Below are 22,919 nucleotides of genomic sequence, written 5' to 3'. Positions count from 1 at the left end.
GTTATCCTGGCTACTGGGCCGCTCTTGAGGCTGCCCTCTATTGGCCGGTTACAGCCGATGTGAGTGACAGGTTGTTGTGGCCGTCGGCACAGAAGCCGACGGTTGTGTCACCACCGGGGGCGAGGCTTGCGTTCCAGCTTTTGGGGGTGATCAACAGCTGGTTGCCTGACATCTGATAGTAACCTGACCAGCCGACATCCAGCACACTATCCTCCAGGGTAAGGCGCACTTCACTCCACTTCAGGGTGGAGTTGGTCAGATTGGTGATGTTGACGTCCATACAGTAGCTGTTGTCCCAGATCCCGGTGAACCAGGCATCGACAAACAGGCTACCAAAGTTGGCGCGCATCTGGGGCTGGTAGGTATGGCCGGTTGCGTTCTGTACGCTGATCTGGGCCGGGTCGCCGGCGCCACAGCTGTCGAAGGACTTCTGATCACCGGCGAAGATGAGGTGATTCCAGCTGGCCGGGGTGATGTTGAAGCGGTTACTGCCCTGATCACTGCTGTTGACGCCCCAGATGCCAAAGGTGGGTCCGGGCAGTTGCAGGTCAAACTGCCAGTCGTTGATCGATTTGTCGGTGGAGATAGTGACCGCAATGCAGTAGCCATCATCCCATTGGCTGGTTGTAACGATTTCGATGTTAGGTACGATGGTGTCTGGTGGCAGTACGGCCGGTGTGGATGTCCCGGGCGTGGTTGGTTTCTCTGCTACCCCAACCGGTGCATCCACCATGAATTTGGAAATCAGACGGACATAGGGGGCCTGATAGGTGATGGAGTTTTCATTGATCTGCCAGGGGGCTTCATTGCCTGTATTCCAGGCCTTGTAGGTCTTGGAGGTGGGTTGATCAACCAGCAGACTGATGCCGTCGATGGTGACGCTACTGCGTATCCGTTGGGCCGTAGTGCTATCGGTCTCGGGGTATTTGGGGTTGGGGCCGCCAGTCAAGAAGCCGGGGGCCGGGCCAAAGTCGCTGTTGGCGTTGTCCCACTGGCTGTTGTCGGCAAACCACTGGTGGTGGATCTCGGCAACCGAGTTGTCGGCGCCAAATTCACCCATGTTGGTGAGGTAGTTCTGTCCCAGTGGGTTGGTGCCGTGCAGGTAGTGGAGATAGCCAGATGCGGCGTTGTAGTAGGCGTTCTGGTTGCCGGTTTCGGTCTGGTAGACACGGGCGCTCATCAGCATGTTGCCGGCGTGACCTTTGGCGCGATTGCTGCCCCAGTGGTAGTCCTCGGCCCGGTGGTAGGCCTGGTAGGGGTCTTCCTGCTCCTGGAAACGCGCCAGGGGTGAAAATACCTCCCAGCTTATTGGACGCACCATGGCGTCGCTGTAGCTTTGCTTGATCTTTGTCACCAGGGCGCTGTCGCTACCGCTGAGGCTGGTGTAGTAGAGCAAGGCGTCCTGCATCTCGGTGTTGAGTCCATCGACGCGCAGGTAGGCTTGATCCAGGTTGCGCAGAAAGCGAATGTCGGAACTGCCGGGTGCGGTGTGTTGCTGGATGTAGGTGTGGTATTTGGCATTCCCTGTCGCGCCAAACAGATAGATGGCGGCGGCGAGTCGATTGGCCTTTTGTGGGCCGGCACAGTCGCCGCGATGGCAATCCTCTGCGTCGGCGGTGTAAAAACCGGTTCGGCTGCCATTTTCGCCAAAACGGGATGGGATCTTGTCGGGGTTGTCCTCTAGCCATACCCAGGCCTGTTCTGCAGCGGCTAGTAGTTGCTCACCATAGGCCTGCATGGCTGGATCGCTCAGGCCTTTGTAGACCGTCGCAGCATGGGCATAAGCGCCGGCGGCAGAGATGGTGGCCGATGCAGTGGCAGGTGCGTAACGGCGTTGATTGGTGTCGTTACTGGGTTTGAAATCAGGGATTGGATTGCCATTGGCATCGTAACTGGATGCGATGTAGTGGGATAGAGATGAGACCTTATGCAGCACCGATCCGTCGCTATTCTGCATCTTGAGTAGCCAGTCTAGTTCCCACTTGATCTCATCCAGCAGGTCGGGAACACCGTTGCCTGATTCTGGGATGTTGTAATCGTCGCCCCAGACCTGCGAGCTTTCTTGATAGGCAAAGAGCAGATTGTGCAGTGCGCCATCGGCGTAGTTGACATATTTGTTGAAATCTCCCGCATCATACCAGCCGCCAGAGAGGTCACGCTCGGTGCCCGCGATAACCCGCTCTGGGTTGTTGGGATCGATCAGGGTCGCATGGGCGTCGGCGGTGTGGCTGGCTTCATCGCTCCAGCGGGTATCGGCGTAAGGCGGTTGCTTGGCAATGCCACTGCGTTGATAGAAGAAGCTGCGCACCGCCTGCTTCAACACATCGTGGTAGACGTTGCTGTCGATGCGGAAATTTTCCGAACGGGTGCCGTTGAGTGGATCGAGGATATAGTATTCGCCGCTATTGGTGATCTGAGAGAAGTCGAACCACCATGCCTGGTCGCCGGATGTTGCGTCAGTGGCGCCATCCTTCCAGGGGGTGAGATTGGCGCTGAAGATTACGCTGTTATCCGCTGCGCTCCTCAGCTCATAACTCTGATTGGGAGAGAAGGGGGAGGTGTTGTTGAAACCGTTTACCGGGTTGCTGATCACTGCAATCTTCTGCGCGTTTGGCAGATAGCCGAACTGATCGACCTTGATGGGATTGGGTGCAGCGTGCAGGCTGGGGGCCAACAGGCCAAACCCCAAGGCTAGAGTGATTCCTCTGCTTAGAGTGGAGAGTGTGTAGTGCATGTTCAAAACCTCTTTTATATTATTTTGACAGGAAGATAAAGTTGGCATGTCTGTTGCTTAGAAGTGTTAACTGCTTGTTTTTATGTTATTTGCTCCCCATAGAATGAGATGTAATTGCCGCAACCAAGATCAGTGATAGCGGAATCTAATTCTCTAGTAAGGGGGGTAAGATTGGAGTGTGATTTTCAGACAAAAATCTATGCTTTTGGGACATTCTCTGAGGTTGTCGGGTTATGGGGGGCGGGAAAGCGCTCCCTGTTTTTCTGGCACTTCCTTCATCTCTGACGGTTGTAGCAGGCAAGCTGGGAGCGCAAGTCAAAATTTGCCCGATATTGAGGCGGATAGTGGGGTTGCGGAATGAAAAGATGGGGAGCGCTTGGTGACTCTCCAACCGGCGCTCTACCCCATAGATGGGGTAGAGCAAAACAGGCGGGTCTTGCAGCTATATGCTTGCGGGGTGTATTGGGCCTGGCTAGGCAGGTCCTCTATATGGAGGGCGTTGTGAGACTATAGGTCACTGATGGCATAGGTCAGTTGTTTTTTGTAATTGGATGGTGTGATTTTATTGAGTCGCTTAAAGAAATTATGGAAGTAGTCTGGTGAGTTGAAGCCTAACTGGTAAGCGATCTCTTTTACGCTGGTGTCGTTGCTGGCAAAGATCCGCATTGCTTCACTGTTGATGCGATAGTTGATTATATCTTTGGGTGTGATGCCGAGGGTCTCTTTTAGACGGCGGTTGAGGGTTTTTGTGGTGGTTCCGATTTGATCAGCATAGTATTCGACGTTGTGATTATTTCTGAATCCTCTCCCTACTGAGTCAACAAATCTTTTAAGCAACGGATCAGTAAGCTGGCTGATGCTGTTTTCTCCGTCAATAAATAGATCCAAATATTTAATGATCAGTACAGATAGCATGCGTGAGAGTTGTTTGTCGGCGAGGCTTGCCTGTTGTTGGTGTTGAACTAGCTCACTCAGATAAAAGCTGAATTTATTAAAGTTTTCAGCGCTGAGATTAAGCTGAACAATACCGGTAAAAGGACAGAATAGGGGGAACGAGTGGACCAAAAGTTCCTTGCGCTCGCTGTTATTAAATTTTAGCAGCCAGCCAGAAAACGCCTCTGTGGCTTGTGGTAGGTTGATTTTGGCAAACAGCGGTAGGCTGAATAGGTTGCTGGCGTTAATGGAGAGTTGTTGATGATTGATGCTGATGGTGCCTTGACCTGACTGGATAAAGAGTAAACTGCCGGGTAGTGCCTATTCACTTCCTATCTGTTCGAGTAGATCGTTTTTAGATTCAAACTTTAGGCATTGCATAAGACATCTCCATATTGGTTTTTTTGGTTGTTATTAAGGCACCTCTGAGTGAGGTGAGTTGACAGTGACGCCCGGTATCCTACAGTAAGGCGTAAAGCCCGAACAATATCGATATCCACGTTGTACCGCAATAACTCCTGCCGCAGGCTACGCCGAGGCCGGCATATTTGACTTTGCTTTTGCTGGTCATGTTGACAAGATCCTTCTCGGTAGCAAGAACACTTAACAACCACTGGCTAAAAGCCGGTGAGTTAAAATCAAGGACTGAAAGTCCGGATACGGGTCACTGGATTTGGCGCAAAGTGATGCTCCAAGTACCTCTTTGATTGAAGTGGCTAGACTAGCCCGGACACACAACCTCAAGTAATGTTGGGGGCTAACCAGAGAGTGTGTGCCGATGAGTGATCAGAAGAAACAGAACCACTATACAGCGGAGTTCAAAGAGTCAGCGGTTAAACTGGTAATAGAGAGCGATCAACCCGTATCCAAGACTGCATGTCTACTACGATTGGCTGAAGCGGCCTGCGAGCGCCCACACTATCAAAGACAGGCGATTGGCTGAGAAAGTGAAGAAGATCCACGAGAAGAGCCGGGGAACCTATGGTGCCAGGTGTATCCGCCAGGAGCTGGCGGAAGGTGGTGAATCAGTCAGTCATCAACGTATTGGTCGCTTGATGAAGTAGCAAGGGCTATAGAGCAAGAGTCGATGCAAATTCAAGGCGACGACCCACTCTAACCATGGTCGCCCTGTCGCGCCAAATCTTTTGGATCGGCAATTCCTGGTCGCTCAGCCGGATACCGTGTATGTGGGTGATATCACCTCTATTCCGACAGATGAAGGCTGGTTCTACCTCGCGGTTCTGATTGATCTCTACTCCAGGGCCGTTGTGGGCTGGGCAATGTCGGATCGCATGACGGCCCAGCTGGCTAACGACGCCTTGATGATGGCGATCTGGAAGCGCAAGCCAACCCCTGGTTTGATGCTCCATAGTGACCGCGGTAGCCAGTATGCCTCCGGCCTCTACCAGAAAACCATCAAGGATTATGCGTTCGTTTGCAGCATGAGCCGGAAAGGCAACTGCTGGGAGCGCGAAGCCTACCCTTGGGGTGTAATGCCCCGTCAGAGAGCTTCTTCCACACCCTGAAGATGGAGTTTACCCATCACAGGCGCTACCAGACCAGAGAAGAAGCCAAGCAGGAGATTTTTGAATATATCGAGGTGTTTTATAACCGCCAGAAACGCCACTCAACTATCGGCTATCAGACTCCATCGGGCTATGAGAAAGAGAACCGAAAAGTTGTGTGATTTTTTGTCCGGAAAAGTCTCGCAATATCACCACGCGCAGGCCCAGCAGAGTAGAGGGCTTTGGCAAGAGTTGAGTGGGGCGCGGGAGGGGCGGTTGATCAGCCGGCAACTGAGGTTGGACGCCCCTAGGGGCGCCGGCGCTGGCGGCGCCACTGTTGAGGGATTGGAAACAGTGGTTGTTGTGGGGCGCGCTTATCGCTGCCAGCCTGTTGCTGGGGTGGATGGCCTGGTCTACGGCCCGGCAATTCACCCCTCAGGATAGGGATTGAAGCCAAACCTGTTAGAGTGCCAGTGCGCCGATCCATCCTAGTATCAGCACAAAGGCGAGTATCCACATCAGAGTGTGGCGAATGTTGCTTCTACGCATCTCGACCTCCCGGACAGGTCATCTCCTGCCCTCTATCTTCAACATAGTCCCGGATGCTGACAGTGGCAACAGATGCCTCGCCAATCAACTCGCCAGCGCTTTTCCTGTATGATTGCCGACCTGTTTTGATTGACAAGAAAAGGCCAGACGATGCTCATTCTCCGTGGTGCGCCCGCGCTCTCTGATTTTCGCCTGAAGAAACTCGCCCGGCGGCTTGAAACGCTGCTCGGCAGGCCGATCAGTGTCTATGCTGAGTTCATGCATTTTGCCGAGCTGAGCCAGCCCCTGGATGCTGCAGAGGGTGAGGTGTTGCAACAGCTGCTGCGTTATGGTCCGCAGTTGTCAGAGCACGATCCTGAGGGGAGTCTGCTGCTGGTAGTGCCACGGCCCGGCACCATCTCTCCCTGGTCTACAAAGGCGACTGATATCGTCCACCATTGCGGTCTGCAGAAGATCGAGCGGTTGGAACGGGGCATGGCCTACTATCTGCAGCTGGAAGGTGGCGAACTCTCCAATGGCGAAAATAGAGTGCTCGCAGCCCTGCTGCACGACCGCATGACCGAGGTGGTGCTGGCCGGGATGGATGAGGCGGACTGCCTGTTCAGTCATGCTGAGCCCAAGCCATTCACGCGCGTTGATCTACTGGAGGGGGGGCGGCCTGCCCTGGAGCGTGCCAATGGCGAGCTGGGTTTGGCCCTCTCCGACGACGAGATTGATTATCTGCTGGAGAGCTTTCAGGGGCTGGGGCGCAACCCCAGCGACGTCGAGCTGATGATGTTCGCCCAGGCTAACTCCGAGCACTGTCGCCACAAGATCTTCAATGCCGACTGGATCATCGACGGTGAGCCTCAGCAGCGCTCCCTGTTCAAGATGATCCGCAACACCACCGACTGCTCACCGGACGGTGTGCTCTCCGCCTACAAAGACAACGCGGCAGTGATGGCCGGCCCACGCGCTGAACGTTTCTTGCCGGATCCCAAAGATGGGGTTTACGGCTTCGGCGAAGAGGAGATCCACATCCTGATGAAGGTGGAGACCCACAACCACCCCACTGCCATCTCCCCCGATCCTGGCGCGGCCACCGGCTCCGGCGGCGAGATCCGCGACGAGGGCGCCACCGGCAAGGGCTCTAAGCCGAAGGCAGGGTTGAACGGCTTCTCGGTTTCCAACCTGCGCCTGCCCGGCGGCGAAGAGCCCTGGGAGCAGGATAACGGCAAGCCGGGGCGTATCGTCTCGGCCCTCGATATCATGCTCGAAGGGCCGATCGGCGCTGCCTCCTTCAACAACGAGTTTGGTCGGCCCAATCTGTGCGGCTACTTTCGCACCTACGAACAATGGGTGGCAGGGCCGGACGGTGAAGAGCTGCGTGGCTACCACAAGCCGATCATGCTCGCCGGCGGGCTCGGCAACATCCGTGGCGAACATATCGAGAAGACGACCTTCCCAGCGGGCTCGCCGTTGGTGGTGCTGGGTGGCCCGGCGATGCTGATCGGCCTGGGCGGTGGCGCCGCCTCGTCGATGGCCAGCGGCACCTCAGCGGAGGATCTCGACTTCGCCTCGGTGCAGCGCTCTAACCCTGAGATGGAACGTCGCTGCCAGGAGGTGATCGATGCCTGCTGGGCACGAGGCGGCGAGAATCCGATCCTGTTTATCCACGACGTGGGTGCCGGCGGCCTCTCCAACGCCTTGCCGGAGCTGGTCAAGGATGCCGGCCGTGGCGGCAGATTTGAGCTGCGCATGGTGCCCAACGATGACCCCGGCATGGCGCCGATGGAGATCTGGTGTAACGAGTCCCAGGAGCGCTACGTGATGGCGATCGACGTTGAGCGGCTTGACGAGTTCAAGGCGATCTGCGAGCGCGAACGTTGCCCCTACGCGGTGGTGGGTGAGGCCACCGATGAGGAGCACCTGCTGCTGGGCGACGCCCACTTCAACAACAAACCGATCGATCTGCCGATGCCGCTGCTGTTTGGCAAGGCGCCGCGGATGCTGCGTGACGTGCATCATCGGCCCTTCGCTAAGCCGGAACTTGATACCAGCGAGATCGACCTGAAGGAGGCGGCGCTGCGGGTGCTGCGCTTGCCGACGGTGGCGAACAAGACCTTCCTGATCTCCATCGGTGACCGTTCGATCACCGGCATGGTGGCCCGCGACCAGATGGTCGGCCCCTGGCAGGTGCCGGTGGCTGATCTGGCGGTTACTACCTCCGGCTTGATGGGTCACACAGGTGAGGCGATGGCGATGGGCGAGCGCACTCCGCTGGCGTTGCTCGACGCGCCGGCCTCCGGGCGGATGGCAATCGGTGAGGCGATCACCAATATCGCCGCCGCGCAGATCGGCAAGATCGGCGATATCAAGCTCTCCGCTAACTGGATGGCCCCGGCGGGCCACACTGGTGAGGATGCCAGGCTCTACGAGACCGTCAAGGCGGTGGGTATGGAGCTCTGTCCGGCACTCGGCATTGCGATTCCGGTAGGCAAAGACTCGATGTCGATGAAGACGGTCTGGCAGGAGGGGGAGGAGCAGCGCGAGGTAACCGCGCCGCTGTCGCTGATCATCTCCGCCTTCGCCCCGGTGGAGGACGTGCGTGGCACCCTGACACCGCAGCTGCGCAGCGATCAGGGGGATAGCGACCTGATCCTGATCGACCTGGGCAAAGGGCATAATCGGCTCGGCGCCACGGCGCTGGCCCAGGTCTACAAGCAGATCGGCCATGAAGGCGCCGACCTGGATGATGCGGAGACGTTGACGCGTTTCTTCGATGTGATCCAGGAGCTGAATCGGGACGGGCTGCTGCTGGCCTACCATGACCGCTCTGACGGCGGCCTTCTCGCCACCCTTGCTGAGATGGCCTTTGCCGGTCGCACCGGCCTGAACGTCGAGCTGAATGATCTCCCCGGCGAGCCGTTGGCGCTGCTGTTCAACGAGGAGCTGGGCGCGGTGGTGCAGGTGCGCCATACTGATACTGACGATGTGCTGAAGGCGCTGCACGATGCCGGGCTGGGCCACTGTTCGCAAGTGATCGGTGCCCTTAACGACGATCAGCAGATCCGGGTCTCCCGCACGGGCAAGCTGCTGCTGGAGGCAAGTCGGGTGGAACTGCAACAGGCTTGGTCGGAGGTAACCCGGCAGATGCAGGCGCTGCGCGATAATCCCAGCTGTGCCGAGGAGGAGTTCGAGCGCATCGCGGCAGACGATCCGGGCATTCAGGTCTCTCTCAGTTTTGATCCGGCGGAGGATGTGGCGGGGCCAATGATTGCCAGCGGGGTCCATCCGAAGATAGCGATCCTGCGCGAACAGGGGGTCAACGGCCAACTGGAGATGGCAGCATCGTTTCATCGCGCCGGTTTCGAGTGTGTCGATGTGCATATGTCCGACATCATCGAGGGGCGGCACTCGCTGGATGAGTTCAAGGGGCTGGTGGCCTGCGGTGGTTTCTCTTACGGTGATGTGCTCGGCGCCGGCGAGGGCTGGGCCAAGTCGATCCTCTTCAACAGTCGTGCGCGGGATCAGTTTCAGGCCTTCTTCGAGCGTAGCGACAGCTTCTCACTGGGGGTCTGCAACGGCTGCCAGATGCTCTCCAATCTGCATGAGTTGATCCCCGGGGCCGAGAACTGGCCCCATTTTGTGCGCAACCGCTCGGAGCAGTTCGAGGCGCGCTTTGTCAGTGTCGAGGTGGGTGAGACAAACTCGGTTCTGCTGGCAGGCATGGCGGGTTCGCGAATGCCGATCGCGGTGGCGCACGGCGAGGGCAGGGCGGAGTTTCACGATGCAGCGCAGCTAGCCGCAGCCCAGTCGCAGGTGGCGCTGCGCTATGTGGAGAACAGCGGTGGGCCGGCCAGCCGTTATCCGGCCAACCCCAACGGCTCGCCAGAAGGTATCACCGGCCTAACCTCCAGTGATGGCCGGGTCACCATCATGATGCCGCATCCGGAACGGGTAGTTCGCACACTGCAGAACTCCTGGCACCCGGATGAGTGGGGTGGTGATGCCCCCTGGCTGCGGCTGTTCCGGAATGCCCGGGTATGGGTGGGCTGAGCCTCTCCTCTTCTTTAGATAAACGGCTATGCCGGGTTTTGTTGCTGGATTTGGGAACTAATGGATTTATCTGTATCGACGACTATCGATGATCTTATCGAACGTTATGATGGCTTTCTGCTTGATGCCTCTGGTGTTTTGGTCGACCGGCGGGGGGTGCTGCCGGGGGCGGAGGCATTTATCCATCGCCTGAATGCGATGGCCATACCTTATTTAGTGCTGACAAACTCTGCGTCACGGCTACCTTCGACGATGGTAATGGACTATCTGCGTCAGAGGCTGGAGATTGCGGAGTTCTCCATCCTCACCTCCGGTATGTTGCTGGAAGCTTACTTTGTCAAACGCGGCTTGGTCGGTTGCGGCTGCCTGGTGTTGGGCCCTGAAGAGTCAGAGGATTATGTGCGCCGCGCCGGTGGATACCCAGAGCCGTTAAGAGAAGGGGTCGATGCGGATGTGCTGGTGATCGCGGATCAGAAGGGATTCGACTGCGTGGAAGGTATGAACAAGGCGCTGAGCATGGTGATGCGGCGGTTTGATATGGGCCACCCGGTGGAATTGGTGCTGTGTAATCCGGATATTATCTATCCGCTCTCTCCCGGCGAGTATGGTTTTACCTCAGGCGGCCTGGCGGCGATGATCGAAGCGCTGCTGCTGGAACGCTATGGTCAACATGCGCCGCGATTTGCGCGACTCGGCAAGCCCTATGCGCCGATCTTCGATCAGGCACTTCAGTTGCTGAATGTGCAGAAGCCGATAATGATCGGGGACCAACTGGCTACCGATATTGCCGGTGCCAACCGGGCGGGTATCGATTCGGCTTTGGTCTCCACCGGGCTGGGCGGTAGTCATCCGCCGCGAGATGATGTCCGTCCTACCTGGTATCTGCAATCGCTGGTTTCCTTCTGACTGAGACTTGGGCCTCTGGATTGGTCGTTTTGGGAACGAAATAAAGCATTCCACCAGGGTGCCGATATCTGTTTCGGCAGTTACCTAAGGAGAGTGCAACGATGTTAACCGACAACAATAGGCTTCTGTTGGAGATCGACAAGACGATCAGGGAAATCAATCGGGAGACCATAAATCCAGCGATCCCAAAATTGTCGCTGAGTGATTTGAACCCGGTCATGGTGTTGGTTGCGCGGGCGCGTGCCGTCTACCTCAAGGAACTGTTTGATATGGCTGGTGTGGTGGGTAACGGCTTGCCATCTCCCGACCAGATCGATCAGCTAAAAAAACTGCGCGAAACCTATGAAGAACTGGTGAATGGCGCGCAGTCACTTGAGATAGCGATTCAGCGCGGTTATCTCGACGTGATCTCGAAATCGAGCTGAATCGCCGGGTAATCAGCGTCTGTTAAAGCCGGCTGCCAAAAGAGGGGTCAGATGCCCCACTTGGGATGGGAATGCCGGCAATGAAAGAGGCCTGATTGACCGGTCCGCCCGGAAAGCATTGGTAGAGCCATTTACGTCCGCCATCGCCTGCGAACTCCTCCCCCAGGGCTTTCATGACCTCTCGGGCAGAGGCCTCATCCCCACGCCCTCGATAGTAATCTCTGACAAACAGCACGATGTCCCACTGATTATCATTCATGGTGATGCCGATCTCTGCGGCGCGCTCGATGGCCTCATGCTCCGACCAAGGGATTGCGCCAAACAGGTTGCCGTTGGGATCGTTGCGTACCGAGGCGGGGCTGTGGATGCGTTTGAGAATGTCTGACATAGCGGCTTCTCCTCTCTTTGGTGACTGGAAGTATAGGAAGCAGTCACCAATTGCCAGGCTAGCATTTCCATGGAGTTTGTCAGTAATTGTGGCTTTTGCCTGACTAATGATTTTTCAGACAACGGCGAAATTCCATCCTTGCCGGAGTTACCAGGAGATGCCAGCTGTTCAATAATGACATCAATCTGAGCCAGCCTGACAGGCCCTCATGGGGATACCAGGGGGCAATCCTCAGTTGGCCCTCCAGCAGGCTTTTGCCATCCCAGTTGGGTAAGATCATCTCGCTCAGGGCCTCCATCTGCAGCGTACTGTTGTCCTCAAATTTTAGTCCGGCCCCCTCCATGCTCACCCGGATCACCCGACAGTTGAGGCTCAATGCGCCCCGTTCCATCTCCCCCAAGGCGACCTTTAAGCGATCTCCTGGGCGTAGGCAGAGAACGCCCACGGCAAAAAAACCACCTGTGCTGATGTCATGGGTCACACAGTGACGTTGGGATGCGCGCTGCTCACAAAACAGGTTGACTGCTACTTTAAGGGGGGCTCTTGGTGCGGCTCGTGCGTCCATCGGGGCTACTCTGTAAATGGGGGGAGGTGACAGAGAAGCTAGCGTGAAATCAGGTAAATGTTTAGACGGGGTTTTCCCTGCTGTATCAGGGAAAATCCGCAGCTATCCGGGGGAATGGTTGAACGGGAGAGGAGGTTTCTGATTCTCGATGGGGGATGATGAAGTTTGTTGGATTTCTGTAAGAAACAGTCTTGTTACAGTGACTGCCAGATCATCAGCACTCTCAATCAGACCGAGGCGAGTACAGGTATTTGCCACCCGTTGGTTTTGGACTTATAACCATGAGCGGCTGAATATGGCCTTGGGTGGTCTCACCCCGAAACAGAAGTTAGCCTTGGTGGCTAAGGCTCTACTTCTGACTATTAGTCAAACTGCAGAGATTGCCTATGGACTACTATGAAAATAATGCCAAGGCCTTCGTTGAAGCGACCCTTTGGGTCGATATGCAGCTACTCTACCAACGTTTCCTGCCATTGCTGCCTGAACGGGCCCATATCCTGGATGCAGGGTGCGGCTCCGGCCGCGACGCCAAGTCCTTCATCGAACGCGGCTACCAAGTCACCGCCTTCGACGCCTCTGCCGAGATCGCCGCTCTAGCCGAAAAAGAGATCAGGCAACCCGTTCAGGTACAGCGTCTGCAAGATATCCAATACCAACACCAGTTTGACGGTATCTGGGCCTGTGCTTCGCTGCTGCACGTTCCCGCCAAGGAGCTACCGGACGTCTTCCGCCGACTGGCGTGCGCGCTGAAGCCCAATGGCGTGATCTATTGCTCGTTCAAATATGGCCAAGGTGAATATGAAAAACAGGGCCGCCGATTCACCGATATGGATGAAGCAGGGTTAGGGATGTTGGTGGCAGAACTCGAAGTGCTGGCGATAAAGGAGTTGTGGGTCACGGCTGATCGCAGGCCGGGGCGGGAGCATGAACTATGGCTGAATGGAATATTGGTTGGTTGTGTTTGATGTTTTGGCAAATGCATAAGCCGATCATCAAGAGAAATGAGTTTATGCAGTTGCCAATTGCCATGGCCGGGTAGATCTTTTATGCGATAATCGTGCGTCTGTTTTGCGCCAGGATTGAACATCCACATTGCTAGAAGCTGTGGTACGTCCCCTATTATTCTTTGGCCGGATAGGCTGCTAGCCCAACGCCGTTACTATTGTGATTTATGGCAATCGAAGTCACAACCCAGACACTAAAAGGACAAGCACTTTGAGCCAAACTGACTTTTCATCCCTCAAGCTGCATCCCGCCCTGCTTAAGAATCTCTCTACCCTGGGTTATCTGGCCATGACGCCCATACAGGCGCAGAGCTTGCCGCATATTCTGGATGGCAAAGATGTTATCGCGCAGGGGAAAACAGGCTCAGGAAAAACCGCGGCATTCGGTCTGGGTTTATTGGAAAAGCTTGATGTAAAGCGCTTTCGTGTGCAGTCACTGGTACTTTGCCCGACTCGGGAACTGGCCGACCAGGTGGCCAAAGAGGTTCGCAAACTGGCTAGAAGCATCCACAACATCAAGGTTCTCACTCTTTGTGGCGGCATGCCCTTTGGGCCTCAGATTGGCTCACTGGAACACGGTGCGCACATCATTGTAGGGACACCCGGGCGAGTGGAAGAGCACCTGCGAAAAGGTACGCTGAGGCTGGATAGTTTAAACATGCTTGTGTTGGATGAGGCGGATCGCATGCTCGACATGGGCTTCCAGCCAGCTCTGGATGCCATCATCAAGTACACTCCACAGCAGCGACAAACCCTGTTATTCAGCGCAACCTATCCCTCTCAAATAGAGTCTATTGCTCAACGCATCATGATCCACCCGGTAGTGGTGCAAGTTGCTGCTACCCATGACAGCACCAGTATTCAGCAGTACTTCTACAGAGTCGATGCCAATACACAGCGTATGACCATCCTGCAGCTGCTGCTACTGAAATATCGACCTGAATCCGCCCTGGTATTTTGTAATACCAAGCGGGAGACTCAGGAAGTGGCTGACGAGTTACATGACCTTGGCTTTAGTGCGCTGGCATTGCATGGCGACCTGGAACAAAAAGCCCGTGATCAAACCCTAGTGCGCTTTGCCAACAAAAGCGCCTCGATACTGGTTGCCACCGATGTGGCCTCCCGCGGCCTAGACATCGACGCTTTGGACGCCGTCATCAACTACCATCTCTCCCGTGAGTTAGAGGTGCATGTTCACCGTATCGGTCGCACCGGACGCGCAGGCAGCAAAGGCATCGCCTGTACTTTGTATAATGACAAAGAGAGATACAAAGTTGAAGCACTGGAAGAGTACCTAGATCAGCGCATTGTTGCCTCGCCCTTGCCGCCATTCAGCTTGCTGGAGCAACCCACCTATAAGCCACCCATGGTGACCCTACAAATTGATGGTGGCAAAAAGCAGAAAGTGAGACCCGGCGATATTCTCGGCGCACTCACAGGAAAAAACGGCATTGCTGGTAAACAGGTCGGCAAAATTCATATTTTCGATAACTGGGCTTATGTGGCCGTCAGTGGAGATGCGGCTCAAACGGCATTAATAAAATTAGGCGAGGGAAAACTGAAGGGGCGTTCGTTTCGTGTGAGACGGATACGGGGGTAGGGGGCAGAGCTTCCGGGGCAGAGTCGATTGTGATTTCACTGGAGGGTGGCAGGCGACGGGAGAGAGGCGATGCCGTTGGTTTCACTCCGCACTCGGCTCGACTCTCCCCCCTGAAAACTAAACTTATTTCCCGCATGGCCCCCTAACTATTCTTAACTTCTCCCCGACGACGACTATTCCCACGGCGAGTCCTGGAGCCTGGTTTAGCGCTTGTACGATTACGGTTACCCGCATACCTCTTATTCTTCGCACTGGGTTTATGGCCCTGGGTATTTTCTCCCGAGCGCTGTCCATCTTTGTGCTCTGCTTTTGGCTTTTTGGGTTTCTTAGGTTTTTTAGGCCGAATGGGACGAAGATCCAAATGAGATGCTGGTAGATCGTGAACAGGCTCAAAACCATCAATCAACTTGCGCGTTAATAACTGTTTAATAAGTCGTTCAATATCAGAAAGCTGCTTGAACTCATCGGCACTAACCAGAGAGATTGCCTGCCCCCTGGCACCTGCTCGGCCGGTGCGGCCAATGCGGTGTATATAATCTTCCGCCACATGGGGTAGATCAAAGTTGACCACCTGCGGCAGCTGGTCAATATCCAATCCCCGGGCGGCTATATCTGTTGCTACCAGAATTCGAACTGATCCCTCTTTAAAATCGGCCAAGGCTTTTGTCCTCGCCCCCTGACTCTTATTGCCATGAATTGCTTCAGCTTCAATACCTTTGCCTTTCAGATGACGAGTTAATCGATCGGCACCCTGTTTGGTTCGGGTAAAAACCAGCACCTGCCTCCATCTGTTATCGCGAATCAATTGAGTGAGTAGCGCGGGCTTCTGTTTTTTATCCACCGGGCAGATCCACTGCTTTACCGTTTTTGCCGTGGTATTGCGGGGATTGACTGAAATCTCAACCGGTTGTTTGACCAACCCCTTGGCCAGATGGCGAATCTCGTCAGAAAAAGTCGCAGAGAACATCAGGTTCTGGCGCTGCTTGGGCAATACGCTGAGGATCTTGCGAATGTCGTGGATAAAACCCATATCCAGCATTCGGTCGGCCTCGTCCAACACCAGCACTTCCAGCTGTTTGAACTTCACCGCGTTACGGTTGTACAGATCCAGCAAACGCCCCGGCGTTGCGACCAGAACATCGACACCCCGGCGCAGTTTCATCATCTGAGGGTTTATCTTCACCCCGCCATATACCACCGTAGAACGCAGCGGCAGATGTTTGCCATAGGTGGCGACACTCTCCCCAACCTGGACTGCCAACTCACGGGTAGGCGTTAATATGAGGGAGCGCACCTGATTGGCCTGAGCGCGCCCATCTTTCGATAACCGTTCTAATATAGGGAGCGTAAAACCCGCAGTCTTGCCCGTGCCGGTCTGGGCTGCCGCCATCACATCCCTGCCTTTGATTACAGCAGGTATTGCCTGGGCCTGAATGGGCGAAGGAGTTTTGTAGCCCTGCTCGGCTACGGCTTCAAGAAGAGGGGCAGATAAGCCCAAGGAGGCAAAGCCCATAGGATCGTCTCATGCAGCTGCTGTTCATGGCCTGAACCGCCTCATCGGCGGGCGTGCAGATTACAGGAACTCATTGCCAAATTCTATATGACGTGGCCCCTGGAACATTCCTTTACCAGCTCTTTTGGGATCATCACAACGGCAGGAGATCAACACTCATCGCCAGTCAGCTCCTCATCGAGCACTGGCATGACTATAGTGGCGAGACGACCCTAACTGACGCCATTTACAAAAATGTACTCAATTTCTCCCTACATTGTTAAACATCCATTTAGCAACGGTTTTCCGCTCCTCATTGCTTATATTCGCGCCGATATTCGGCATAAGGCCAAATCGGTCGATAACAGCATCCTTTGTTCTTGACCTAATTCTTGTTGGTTTTTTAATGTAATTACTTACAAATTCAACAAACTGTTGTTCATTGTTGTATATTCGCCGAACCATCTTGGTAACGCCTGGAAATGGCGGCGCCTTAAGCGTCGTCTTATCCTTTATTTCCCAGCCCATTTGCATAACATGGCAATGTGAGCAGATCTGCTTGTATATTGATTCACCATCGCTTGCGAGAGCGAACGGAGAAGACAGAATCAATAGAGCTGCTGTTAAGGTGTTTCTCATCATTCACTCCTAAAATTTGTATATGTATGACAATTTCAGTGTTCTTGGTTCTGCAGTCGTATATGTGGTTAAGCCAGTGGTCGCAGAATATGAGGCATCTGTAGCATATCGTTTGTCAAAGAGATTATTCACATTAAACATCAGTTTATGGTTTGGCCATGGTTCCCACCCAAATACCGCATTTGTAACACCACTGTATCCTTTATACGTTCTTGTGTTGTCGTCGTCCGTATAGAAAGAGCCTGATGTTACAATCTCGATTCTTGCGCTCAATTTTTTTACTGGATTCTTAAGTCCCGCATAGAGTGCATATCTATAATCCGGTATCGAACGCAGTGTATTGCCAGAGAAGTCGCCCGTTGATGTCATGTAAGTCACATATTTATAATCCATGTAACTATAGTTAGCGCCAACATAATAGAAGTCATTGAATGAATATTTGAGGCCTAGCTCAAGCCCCTTCTTGTCAACTTTACCCGCATTTTCATAGTACTTCAGGGCAATAGTGGGGTCTTTTACCTCAATAATCTCATCACTGATGATATTACGATAAATCGACACGTCCGCCACCAGGTTATCGCTGCTATGCTTCAGTCCAAATTCATAATTCACCGACTTGGCGGGATCGATATCTGTAGATTTATCATTCTTTATATTGACCAACAGTTGCCTATCATTAATACTTCTTTCGCCCTGAGCAATGGATATATAAGCATTAGTAGTGCTGTTCAGCCCATATATCAGCGCTACCCTTGGAGTAACAAGCGTGTTTCGTTGTGAAACCTGCTGAATATCGCCTGGTAGTGGTGAATATTTCTCTGTTGTACCGTTGTATTTCCAGTATTCTGTGGAATCCACATCAAAATTCACGCTATCGATGCGTAGGCTAGCCTCCAATTTAATTTTATTATTTATTTGCCAATCATCCTTGGCATAGGCTCCAAGCAGATAATTGCTGCTATTAGATACGGAGAGCACATCACCAGGTGTAGTGCCATAAACAGATGTAATTAAGCCCCCTGATCCTGTGGTGATATCAGTATATTTATACTGATAATTATCACGCATCTCATCCTTCTTATACGATAAGCCAAATAGCAATTCATGCGAGCCTATTGCCTTATCGTACTCAACATCTATCCCCGCATTATAGTTATCGTTATTAACATTGATTTTTCCGTTATTGTAATACGTAGAGTTTTTTGTGCTGAAAAAAGCACTTACTTTGAATAGATCATTGTTAATATATTTTCTGTACTTAAAATCAGCGGTCTTTGTCTGCGTGTCTCTGGAATTGAAGACCCATAGACCATCATTCTGGACGGTATTTCCATTCAGGTAATCCATAAAACCCGAATCAGTAATTGACTGTATTTTTTCTTTAAACGAATCATTGTATTTAAAGCTGACTTCAACAGATGAGGTGTCACTTATGATCCGGCCAAATTTTAACGTATAGCGGTTGTCGCGCTGCTGTGAATGATCTTTATAATCATTATCATCCTCCTTCCTTGAGTATGTAAAATTAATCAAACTATCGACATCAAAGTAGGTGTGTGCGTTTAATTTTAGATATTTATATCCATAACTTCCAATAGTGGCCTTGATGTTGTTATCCATTTTAAAAACAGATTTCGATTTCGCCTTTAAGACTCCGCCTGTGCCATTTACAGAGTATATTGATCCAGGACCTTTGTAGACGATGAGCTTTTCAAGTTCACTGGTGTCGATATCGGTAGAAAAAGCACCAGAAACATCTGTCAAACTGACCCCGTCATCAGTGACCGCTATCCCTCGCCCATCACTCCCTACACCACGAACACTTAAGCTTTGGCCATCTGTTTCGACTCCGCTTGTGGTGTCTAAGACATCTTTAATATTTTCAATATTCCGGTTTTTTATTTCTCCTTCATTAATAATAATTTTGTTTGCTGTCTCATCAATAGTGGTTGGCTCATCCGCAAACAACAATGAAGGTGTCAGTGAAGCAGATACAAGTGTTGATATAATCAGTTTTTCTTTCATTGTTTTTGCCTATCGAATCTATTTGTAGCTACCAAGCTGGGCATAACGATTTTCATAGAATCTTCAGGTAACTGGCATAAATAGCCAAGACAACCTGAATTTAACGAATATCTCAATGAAGCCGGCCGATCTTCCGCGGGTGTATTTAAACAGTGCGGTAAGACAACACAGGTCACGGTTCCCTGGGCTCGCCCGCAGAAAGGATTCACCTCGAAGTGCTAGGGTGCCATGTTGTACTGCTTGACCCGATCATGAATGAAGACCACCAAGGCCTGGCACGTCAAAGAGGCTCTGCATGAAAACCTCTCCGCTCCGCTGACGGTGGACGCCGCTGAAACGCTCACTCATCTACCTGCGTCACCTATTCCAAGCGGGGGCATGCGACTGGTCACACACAACAATTCCAGAATAAGCCAAGGAACATCCCCCCTAGAAACGAAAGGGATGTTCTAATAAAAGACCTATAAAATCAATAGGTTATATGCCACACTAAAGTGTGGCAAATCACATATATTTTCCCGACAGAGACCTTAATTCATCTTATCTGTTAACTTGGCCATGACATGTATGGACAAGATAGATGCACGCTAACTGCCGTCTTCTGCCTTGGAAGAGAAACGACGCCAAGCGGTACAGTTTCGGAAAAAAGGAATGACCAGTACGGGATAGGTGAAATCATAAGGGGTATGTTGATACGGTTAGCCGTTGATTAAAGGCCCATCAAGAGCAGGGAGCGAAGGCTTTGAAATTTAAAACGTGCGGTCGACCACACGATGAGGATCAAGAGCGAAAGATCCAATAGCTGCACATAGACACTACTGTTTGGTAAAACCGATGCCACTATCTTGTAAAGAGGTGGCTCCATTTGTTTGAATAGTGATCCGCAATAGATAAGTGAATTCACTGCCTGGATTTAAGCAACCTGCGGTAGGATCGGGTAGCGGTGTTTTTCAAGCTAGTTGTGGTGAATATAAAAAACAGGGCCGCTGATTCACTGATCTAGATGAGACAGAGATAAGGGCGTTGGTGGATGAGGTAGAAAAGTTAGAGATAAAGGATCTGTGGGTTACGGCTGACCGCAGGCCGGGATGGGAGTTGGAACGATGGTTGAATGGAATCCTGGTATCTTAATAAAGGTTGATGATGAATTTCACTCTGGGCGCAATATAAGCTGACTTTCCGCATAGATGACAGCATTAATAAAACAATCAGATGGAGCGTTAGTCACCGGCGGAAAATCAGACCCGTTTCTTCCACAGTTACTTGGTGCCATCAACCAGGCTACGGAGATCGATATCACCGTAGCCTTTATCCGCCAGAGTGGCCTGGAACTTATCTTCGATGCGCTGAAGGATGCGATGGATCGCCGCGCCGTGATCCGGGTACTGACCTCCGACTATCTGGATGTGACCGAGCCCCAGGCGCTGCGGCGATTGATGCTGCTGGCGGAACGTGGCGCGGATGTTCGATTGTTCTCAACGGCTGGCGATCCTAGTTTTCACATCAAGTCCTATATCTTCCTGCGTCGCAACGGTGAAGATCTCTTTGCTGGTTGCGCCTTTGTCGGCTCCAGCAATATCTCCAACATGGCGCTGACCCGTGGTCTGGAGTGGAATCTACGGGTGGATTACCCGGCGGATTCGGCGAAGTTTCTGGAGATCATCGGCAAGTTTGAGTTGCTGTTCTCCGACTCGCGGGTGTTTCCACTCTGTCATGCCTGGATCGACGGCTATGCAGCACGGCGCAAGGTGTCATTGCAGATGGTCAGCGGTGAGCCGGAAGAGGAACCGCTGCCAGCCACGCCAACCGAGATCCAGGCCGAGGCGCTGCTGGCATTACAGGCCACCCGGAGTGCCGGTTATCGGCGCGGGTTGGTGGTGTTGGCCACTGGTCTGGGCAAGACTTGGCTGGCGGCCTTTGATGTGCAGCAGGTGAAGGCCAGGCGGGTGCTATTCGTTGCCCACCGGGAAGAGATTCTGATGCAGTCGGAAGCAACCTTCTCCCGCATTCACCTCGACGCGAGCATCGGTTACTACACCGGCAAGGCGAAGGAGGGGGAGGCAGATTTTGTCTTTGCCTCGGTCCAGACCCTGGGACGGGATGAACACCTGCAGCAGTTTGCGCCGGACTGCTTTGATTATCTCGTGGTGGATGAGTTTCATCATGCCGATTCCACTACCTATCGTCGCTTGATCAACTATTTCCAACCTCGTTTCATGCTCGGCCTGACGGCCACGCCGGAGCGCACAGATCAGGCGGATATCCTTTCGTTGTGTGATGACAATCTGGTGTTTGAGCGGAATTTCGTCGAGGGCATCAACGCAGATCTGCTGTGTCCGTTTCACTACCACGGCATCCATGACCAAGCCGTCGATTATACGGAGATCCCTTGGCGCAACGGGCGCTTTGATCCCAGTGATCTGAGCAACAAACTCGCGACCCGCGCCCGCGCCAAACATGCGCTTTCTGTGTGGCGGGAACTACGCCAGAGTCGCACCCTGGCATTCTGCGTCTCTCGTACTCACGCAGAGTTTATGGCCGACTATTTCTCTCGTGCGGGTATCCGAGCGGCGGCGGTGCACGCCAAGTCGGCAATGCCGCGTAATGCGGCATTAAAGCAACTGGAGGCTGGTAGTCTGGAGGTGATCTTCTCGGTCGATCTGTTCAACGAGGGCACCGACCTGCCCGCTATCGATACGGTGATGATGCTCAGACCGACGGAGTCGAAGATCCTGTTCCTGCAGCAGTTGGGACGCGGCCTGCGGCTGCATCCCGGCAAGGATCATCTGCGGGTACTGGATTTCATCGGTAATCACAAGGCGTTTCTGAACAAGCCGGAGTCCCTATTTGGAGTCTCCTCCCTGCGTGAATTTCTGCGGCGGCAACAGAATGGCAATCTGCCACTGCCCAAGGGCTGTTATGCCAACTATGAGTTGGGTGTGATCGACTTTCTAAACGAAGTGATCAAGACTCTGCCCAAAGGGATTGTTGATATCTACGAGCTGCTGAAGTCAGTGGAGCAGCGGCAGCCGAGTGCGGTTGAGATGTATCGTGCCGGGGTGAACTTTACACACATCAGGAGCAGATTTGGTTCATGGTTTGACTTGGTCGCAGATCGTGGAGGGCTGGACGAAGCACAGCAAAGGGTGCTGCAGCGCCATCGCCCCTACTTCCTTGAAGTCGAAAAGGCCGCCATGGCCAAGTCGTACAAAATGGTACTGCTGGAGGCGCTACTGGAGCTCGATGGCTTCATCCACCCGCAGACCACCCAGAATCTGGCGATCCGTTCCGCCGAGATTCTGTTGCATCGCCCGCCATTGATGAGGAAGGATTTGCCAGCACGTTTTCAGAATCTAGCCGCGGTTCTCGCTTCCAAATCTGGCCAATGGCTGACTTACTGGAACTCCAATCCAGTGAATGCCTTTGTGGGCGGCAATAAGAAACAGGGCAAGCCATTTTTTGAACTGGACGCGGATCGATTGAAGCCTAATTTTGAACTGACGGTCGAAGATCGTGATCTGTTCCACGCCATGGTCCAGGAGTTGGCGAACTACAAGCTGGCCATGTATATGGACCGGGAGCAGGAGGGCGCAAAAGCCAGCGAGGTAAAGACGCCAACTGCCTCTGTGGAGGCCGGTGTGGTCTGGGACGAGCTCCCACTCTTCCCCAGCCTCAAGATCGCCTGCGGCCATTTCAAAGACGCAGATGGCGAAAACGAGACCCTGGTGAAAATCCCCACGCACTATCGTGCCGATCCTTCCCGCCACTTCATCGCCCGCGCCTCGGGTAACTCCATGGACGGCGGCAAGAACCCGATCCGCGATGGCGATTATCTGTTGCTGGAGCTAGTCAGCGCCGACCAAGCTGGCTCGATCAGCAACCAGATCATGGCTGTAGAGCGACAGGATGCGAGCGGCGACGACCAATATGTCCTGCGAGTGGTGCGAAAACGCGGCGATGGTGACTACTATCTTCAGGCGAACAACCCCGACTATGCAGACTTTGATGCCACAGAGGGAATGCGCCCCTTTGCGCGTCTGCGTGGGGTGGTTGCACCGGGAGAAGTGGTAGAAGGATGAGCGGGAAGAAGGGGAGTTTCGAACTTCTGAATCATTG

The 22,919-nt window shown here is 53.4% G+C and carries 15 protein-coding genes and 1 pseudogene; 9 read left to right on the top strand and 7 right to left on the bottom strand.

The features are described 5' to 3' along the window. Nucleotides 1-37: 37 nt before the first annotated feature. Nucleotides 38-2,734 carry a glycoside hydrolase family 9 protein gene (locus L0Y14_RS08650; protein WP_240991568.1) on the bottom strand — a complete coding sequence of 899 codons (2,697 nt, stop codon included), beginning with the start codon at nt 2,732-2,734 and terminating at the stop codon, nt 38-40. Between the two features lie 507 nt (nt 2,735-3,241). Further along, nucleotides 3,242-3,799 carry a helix-turn-helix domain-containing protein gene (locus tag L0Y14_RS08645; protein ID WP_050799315.1) on the bottom strand — a complete coding sequence of 186 codons (558 nt, stop codon included), beginning with the start codon at nt 3,797-3,799 and terminating at the stop codon, nt 3,242-3,244. A gap of 803 nt (nt 3,800-4,602) precedes the next feature. Here L0Y14_RS08645 and L0Y14_RS08640 point away from each other — a divergent pair. From L0Y14_RS08640 to L0Y14_RS08620, 6 genes and pseudogenes are all read left to right on the top strand, one after another. After that, complete coding sequence (locus L0Y14_RS08640) at nt 4,603-4,731, top strand: IS3 family transposase (protein WP_083825101.1); 129 nt, start codon at nt 4,603-4,605, stop codon at nt 4,729-4,731. Between the two features lie 78 nt (nt 4,732-4,809). Beyond that, nucleotides 4,810-5,193 (top strand): annotated as a pseudogene (locus L0Y14_RS08635) (DDE-type integrase/transposase/recombinase); the annotation flags it as partial. Nucleotides 5,194-5,195: 2 nt separating this feature from the next. Next, the gene (locus L0Y14_RS16660; RefSeq protein WP_010085204.1) at nt 5,196-5,354 is read left to right on the top strand and encodes an IS3 family transposase; all 159 of its coding nucleotides are present in this window, start codon (nt 5,196-5,198) and stop codon (nt 5,352-5,354) included. A 517-nt stretch (nt 5,355-5,871) separates the two neighbouring features. Beyond that, on the top strand, nt 5,872-9,759 hold the full coding sequence (gene purL, locus L0Y14_RS08630; RefSeq protein ID WP_006473822.1) for a phosphoribosylformylglycinamidine synthase: 3,888 nt from the start codon (nt 5,872-5,874) through the stop codon (nt 9,757-9,759). Nucleotides 9,760-9,819: 60 nt separating this feature from the next. Beyond that, entirely contained in the window at nt 9,820-10,665 is an 846-nt protein-coding gene (locus L0Y14_RS08625; protein ID WP_005960867.1) for an HAD-IIA family hydrolase, read from the top strand. A gap of 101 nt (nt 10,666-10,766) precedes the next feature. Then, nucleotides 10,767-11,090 carry a hypothetical protein gene (locus tag L0Y14_RS08620; protein WP_005960866.1) on the top strand — a complete coding sequence of 108 codons (324 nt, stop codon included), beginning with the start codon at nt 10,767-10,769 and terminating at the stop codon, nt 11,088-11,090. A 22-nt stretch (nt 11,091-11,112) separates the two neighbouring features. On the opposite strand, the gene L0Y14_RS08615 is transcribed toward L0Y14_RS08620, so the two are convergent. Further along, entirely contained in the window at nt 11,113-11,478 is a 366-nt protein-coding gene (locus tag L0Y14_RS08615; protein ID WP_005960865.1) for a TusE/DsrC/DsvC family sulfur relay protein, read from the bottom strand. A gap of 103 nt (nt 11,479-11,581) precedes the next feature. Further along, nucleotides 11,582-12,043: a PilZ domain-containing protein gene (locus L0Y14_RS08610; protein WP_083825102.1), complete on the bottom strand. Its 462-nt coding sequence runs from the start codon at nt 12,041-12,043 to the stop codon at nt 11,582-11,584. Nucleotides 12,044-12,429: 386 nt separating this feature from the next. Between L0Y14_RS08610 and L0Y14_RS08605 the strand changes: the two genes are divergently transcribed. Continuing rightward, nucleotides 12,430-13,008, top strand: coding sequence for a class I SAM-dependent methyltransferase (locus L0Y14_RS08605; RefSeq protein ID WP_006473825.1), 579 nt, complete (start codon nt 12,430-12,432; stop codon nt 13,006-13,008). A 250-nt stretch (nt 13,009-13,258) separates the two neighbouring features. Further along, nucleotides 13,259-14,647 carry an ATP-dependent RNA helicase DbpA gene (gene dbpA / locus L0Y14_RS08600; RefSeq protein ID WP_006473826.1) on the top strand — a complete coding sequence of 463 codons (1,389 nt, stop codon included), beginning with the start codon at nt 13,259-13,261 and terminating at the stop codon, nt 14,645-14,647. A 142-nt stretch (nt 14,648-14,789) separates the two neighbouring features. Here dbpA and L0Y14_RS08595 read toward each other — a convergent pair whose 3' ends face one another. From L0Y14_RS08595 to L0Y14_RS08585, 3 genes are all read right to left on the bottom strand, one after another. Then, nucleotides 14,790-16,160 carry a DEAD/DEAH box helicase gene (locus L0Y14_RS08595; RefSeq protein ID WP_006473827.1) on the bottom strand — a complete coding sequence of 457 codons (1,371 nt, stop codon included), beginning with the start codon at nt 16,158-16,160 and terminating at the stop codon, nt 14,790-14,792. Between the two features lie 240 nt (nt 16,161-16,400). Beyond that, nucleotides 16,401-16,781 carry a c-type cytochrome gene (locus tag L0Y14_RS08590; protein ID WP_083825103.1) on the bottom strand — a complete coding sequence of 127 codons (381 nt, stop codon included), beginning with the start codon at nt 16,779-16,781 and terminating at the stop codon, nt 16,401-16,403. A 6-nt stretch (nt 16,782-16,787) separates the two neighbouring features. Further along, nucleotides 16,788-18,803: a TonB-dependent receptor gene (locus tag L0Y14_RS08585; protein WP_251859169.1), complete on the bottom strand. Its 2,016-nt coding sequence runs from the start codon at nt 18,801-18,803 to the stop codon at nt 16,788-16,790. Between the two features lie 1,187 nt (nt 18,804-19,990). Here L0Y14_RS08585 and L0Y14_RS08580 point away from each other — a divergent pair. After that, nucleotides 19,991-22,882, top strand: a complete 2,892-nt coding sequence (locus L0Y14_RS08580) for a DEAD/DEAH box helicase family protein (RefSeq protein WP_006473829.1) — start codon at nt 19,991-19,993, stop codon at nt 22,880-22,882. Nucleotides 22,883-22,919 lie beyond the last annotated feature (37 nt).

This window comes from Candidatus Endoriftia persephonae, from assembly GCF_023733635.1.
Classification (GTDB): domain Bacteria; phylum Pseudomonadota; class Gammaproteobacteria; order Chromatiales; family Chromatiaceae; genus Endoriftia; species Endoriftia persephonae.
Note: the sequence above shows the minus strand (reverse complement) of the source record. Positions and strands in the feature narration are given on the sequence as shown.

What these genes read in the sequence shown, in the direction of transcription:
- L0Y14_RS08650 (WP_240991568.1), bottom strand. Translation starts at nt 2,734, where the DNA reads ATGCACTACACACTCTCCACTCTAAGCAGAGGAATCACTCTAGCCTTG.
- L0Y14_RS16660 (WP_010085204.1), top strand. Translation starts at nt 5,196, where the DNA reads ATGGAGTTTACCCATCACAGGCGCTACCAGACCAGAGAAGAAGCCAAG.
- purL (WP_006473822.1), top strand. Translation starts at nt 5,872, where the DNA reads ATGCTCATTCTCCGTGGTGCGCCCGCGCTCTCTGATTTTCGCCTGAAG.
- L0Y14_RS08625 (WP_005960867.1), top strand. Translation starts at nt 9,820, where the DNA reads ATGGATTTATCTGTATCGACGACTATCGATGATCTTATCGAACGTTAT.
- L0Y14_RS08620 (WP_005960866.1), top strand. Translation starts at nt 10,767, where the DNA reads ATGTTAACCGACAACAATAGGCTTCTGTTGGAGATCGACAAGACGATC.
- L0Y14_RS08615 (WP_005960865.1), bottom strand. Translation starts at nt 11,478, where the DNA reads ATGTCAGACATTCTCAAACGCATCCACAGCCCCGCCTCGGTACGCAAC.
- L0Y14_RS08610 (WP_083825102.1), bottom strand. Translation starts at nt 12,043, where the DNA reads ATGGACGCACGAGCCGCACCAAGAGCCCCCCTTAAAGTAGCAGTCAAC.
- L0Y14_RS08605 (WP_006473825.1), top strand. Translation starts at nt 12,430, where the DNA reads ATGGACTACTATGAAAATAATGCCAAGGCCTTCGTTGAAGCGACCCTT.
- L0Y14_RS08595 (WP_006473827.1), bottom strand. Translation starts at nt 16,160, where the DNA reads ATGGGCTTTGCCTCCTTGGGCTTATCTGCCCCTCTTCTTGAAGCCGTA.
- L0Y14_RS08590 (WP_083825103.1), bottom strand. Translation starts at nt 16,781, where the DNA reads ATGATGAGAAACACCTTAACAGCAGCTCTATTGATTCTGTCTTCTCCG.
- L0Y14_RS08585 (WP_251859169.1), bottom strand. Translation starts at nt 18,803, where the DNA reads ATGAAAGAAAAACTGATTATATCAACACTTGTATCTGCTTCACTGACA.
- L0Y14_RS08580 (WP_006473829.1), top strand. Translation starts at nt 19,991, where the DNA reads ATGACAGCATTAATAAAACAATCAGATGGAGCGTTAGTCACCGGCGGA.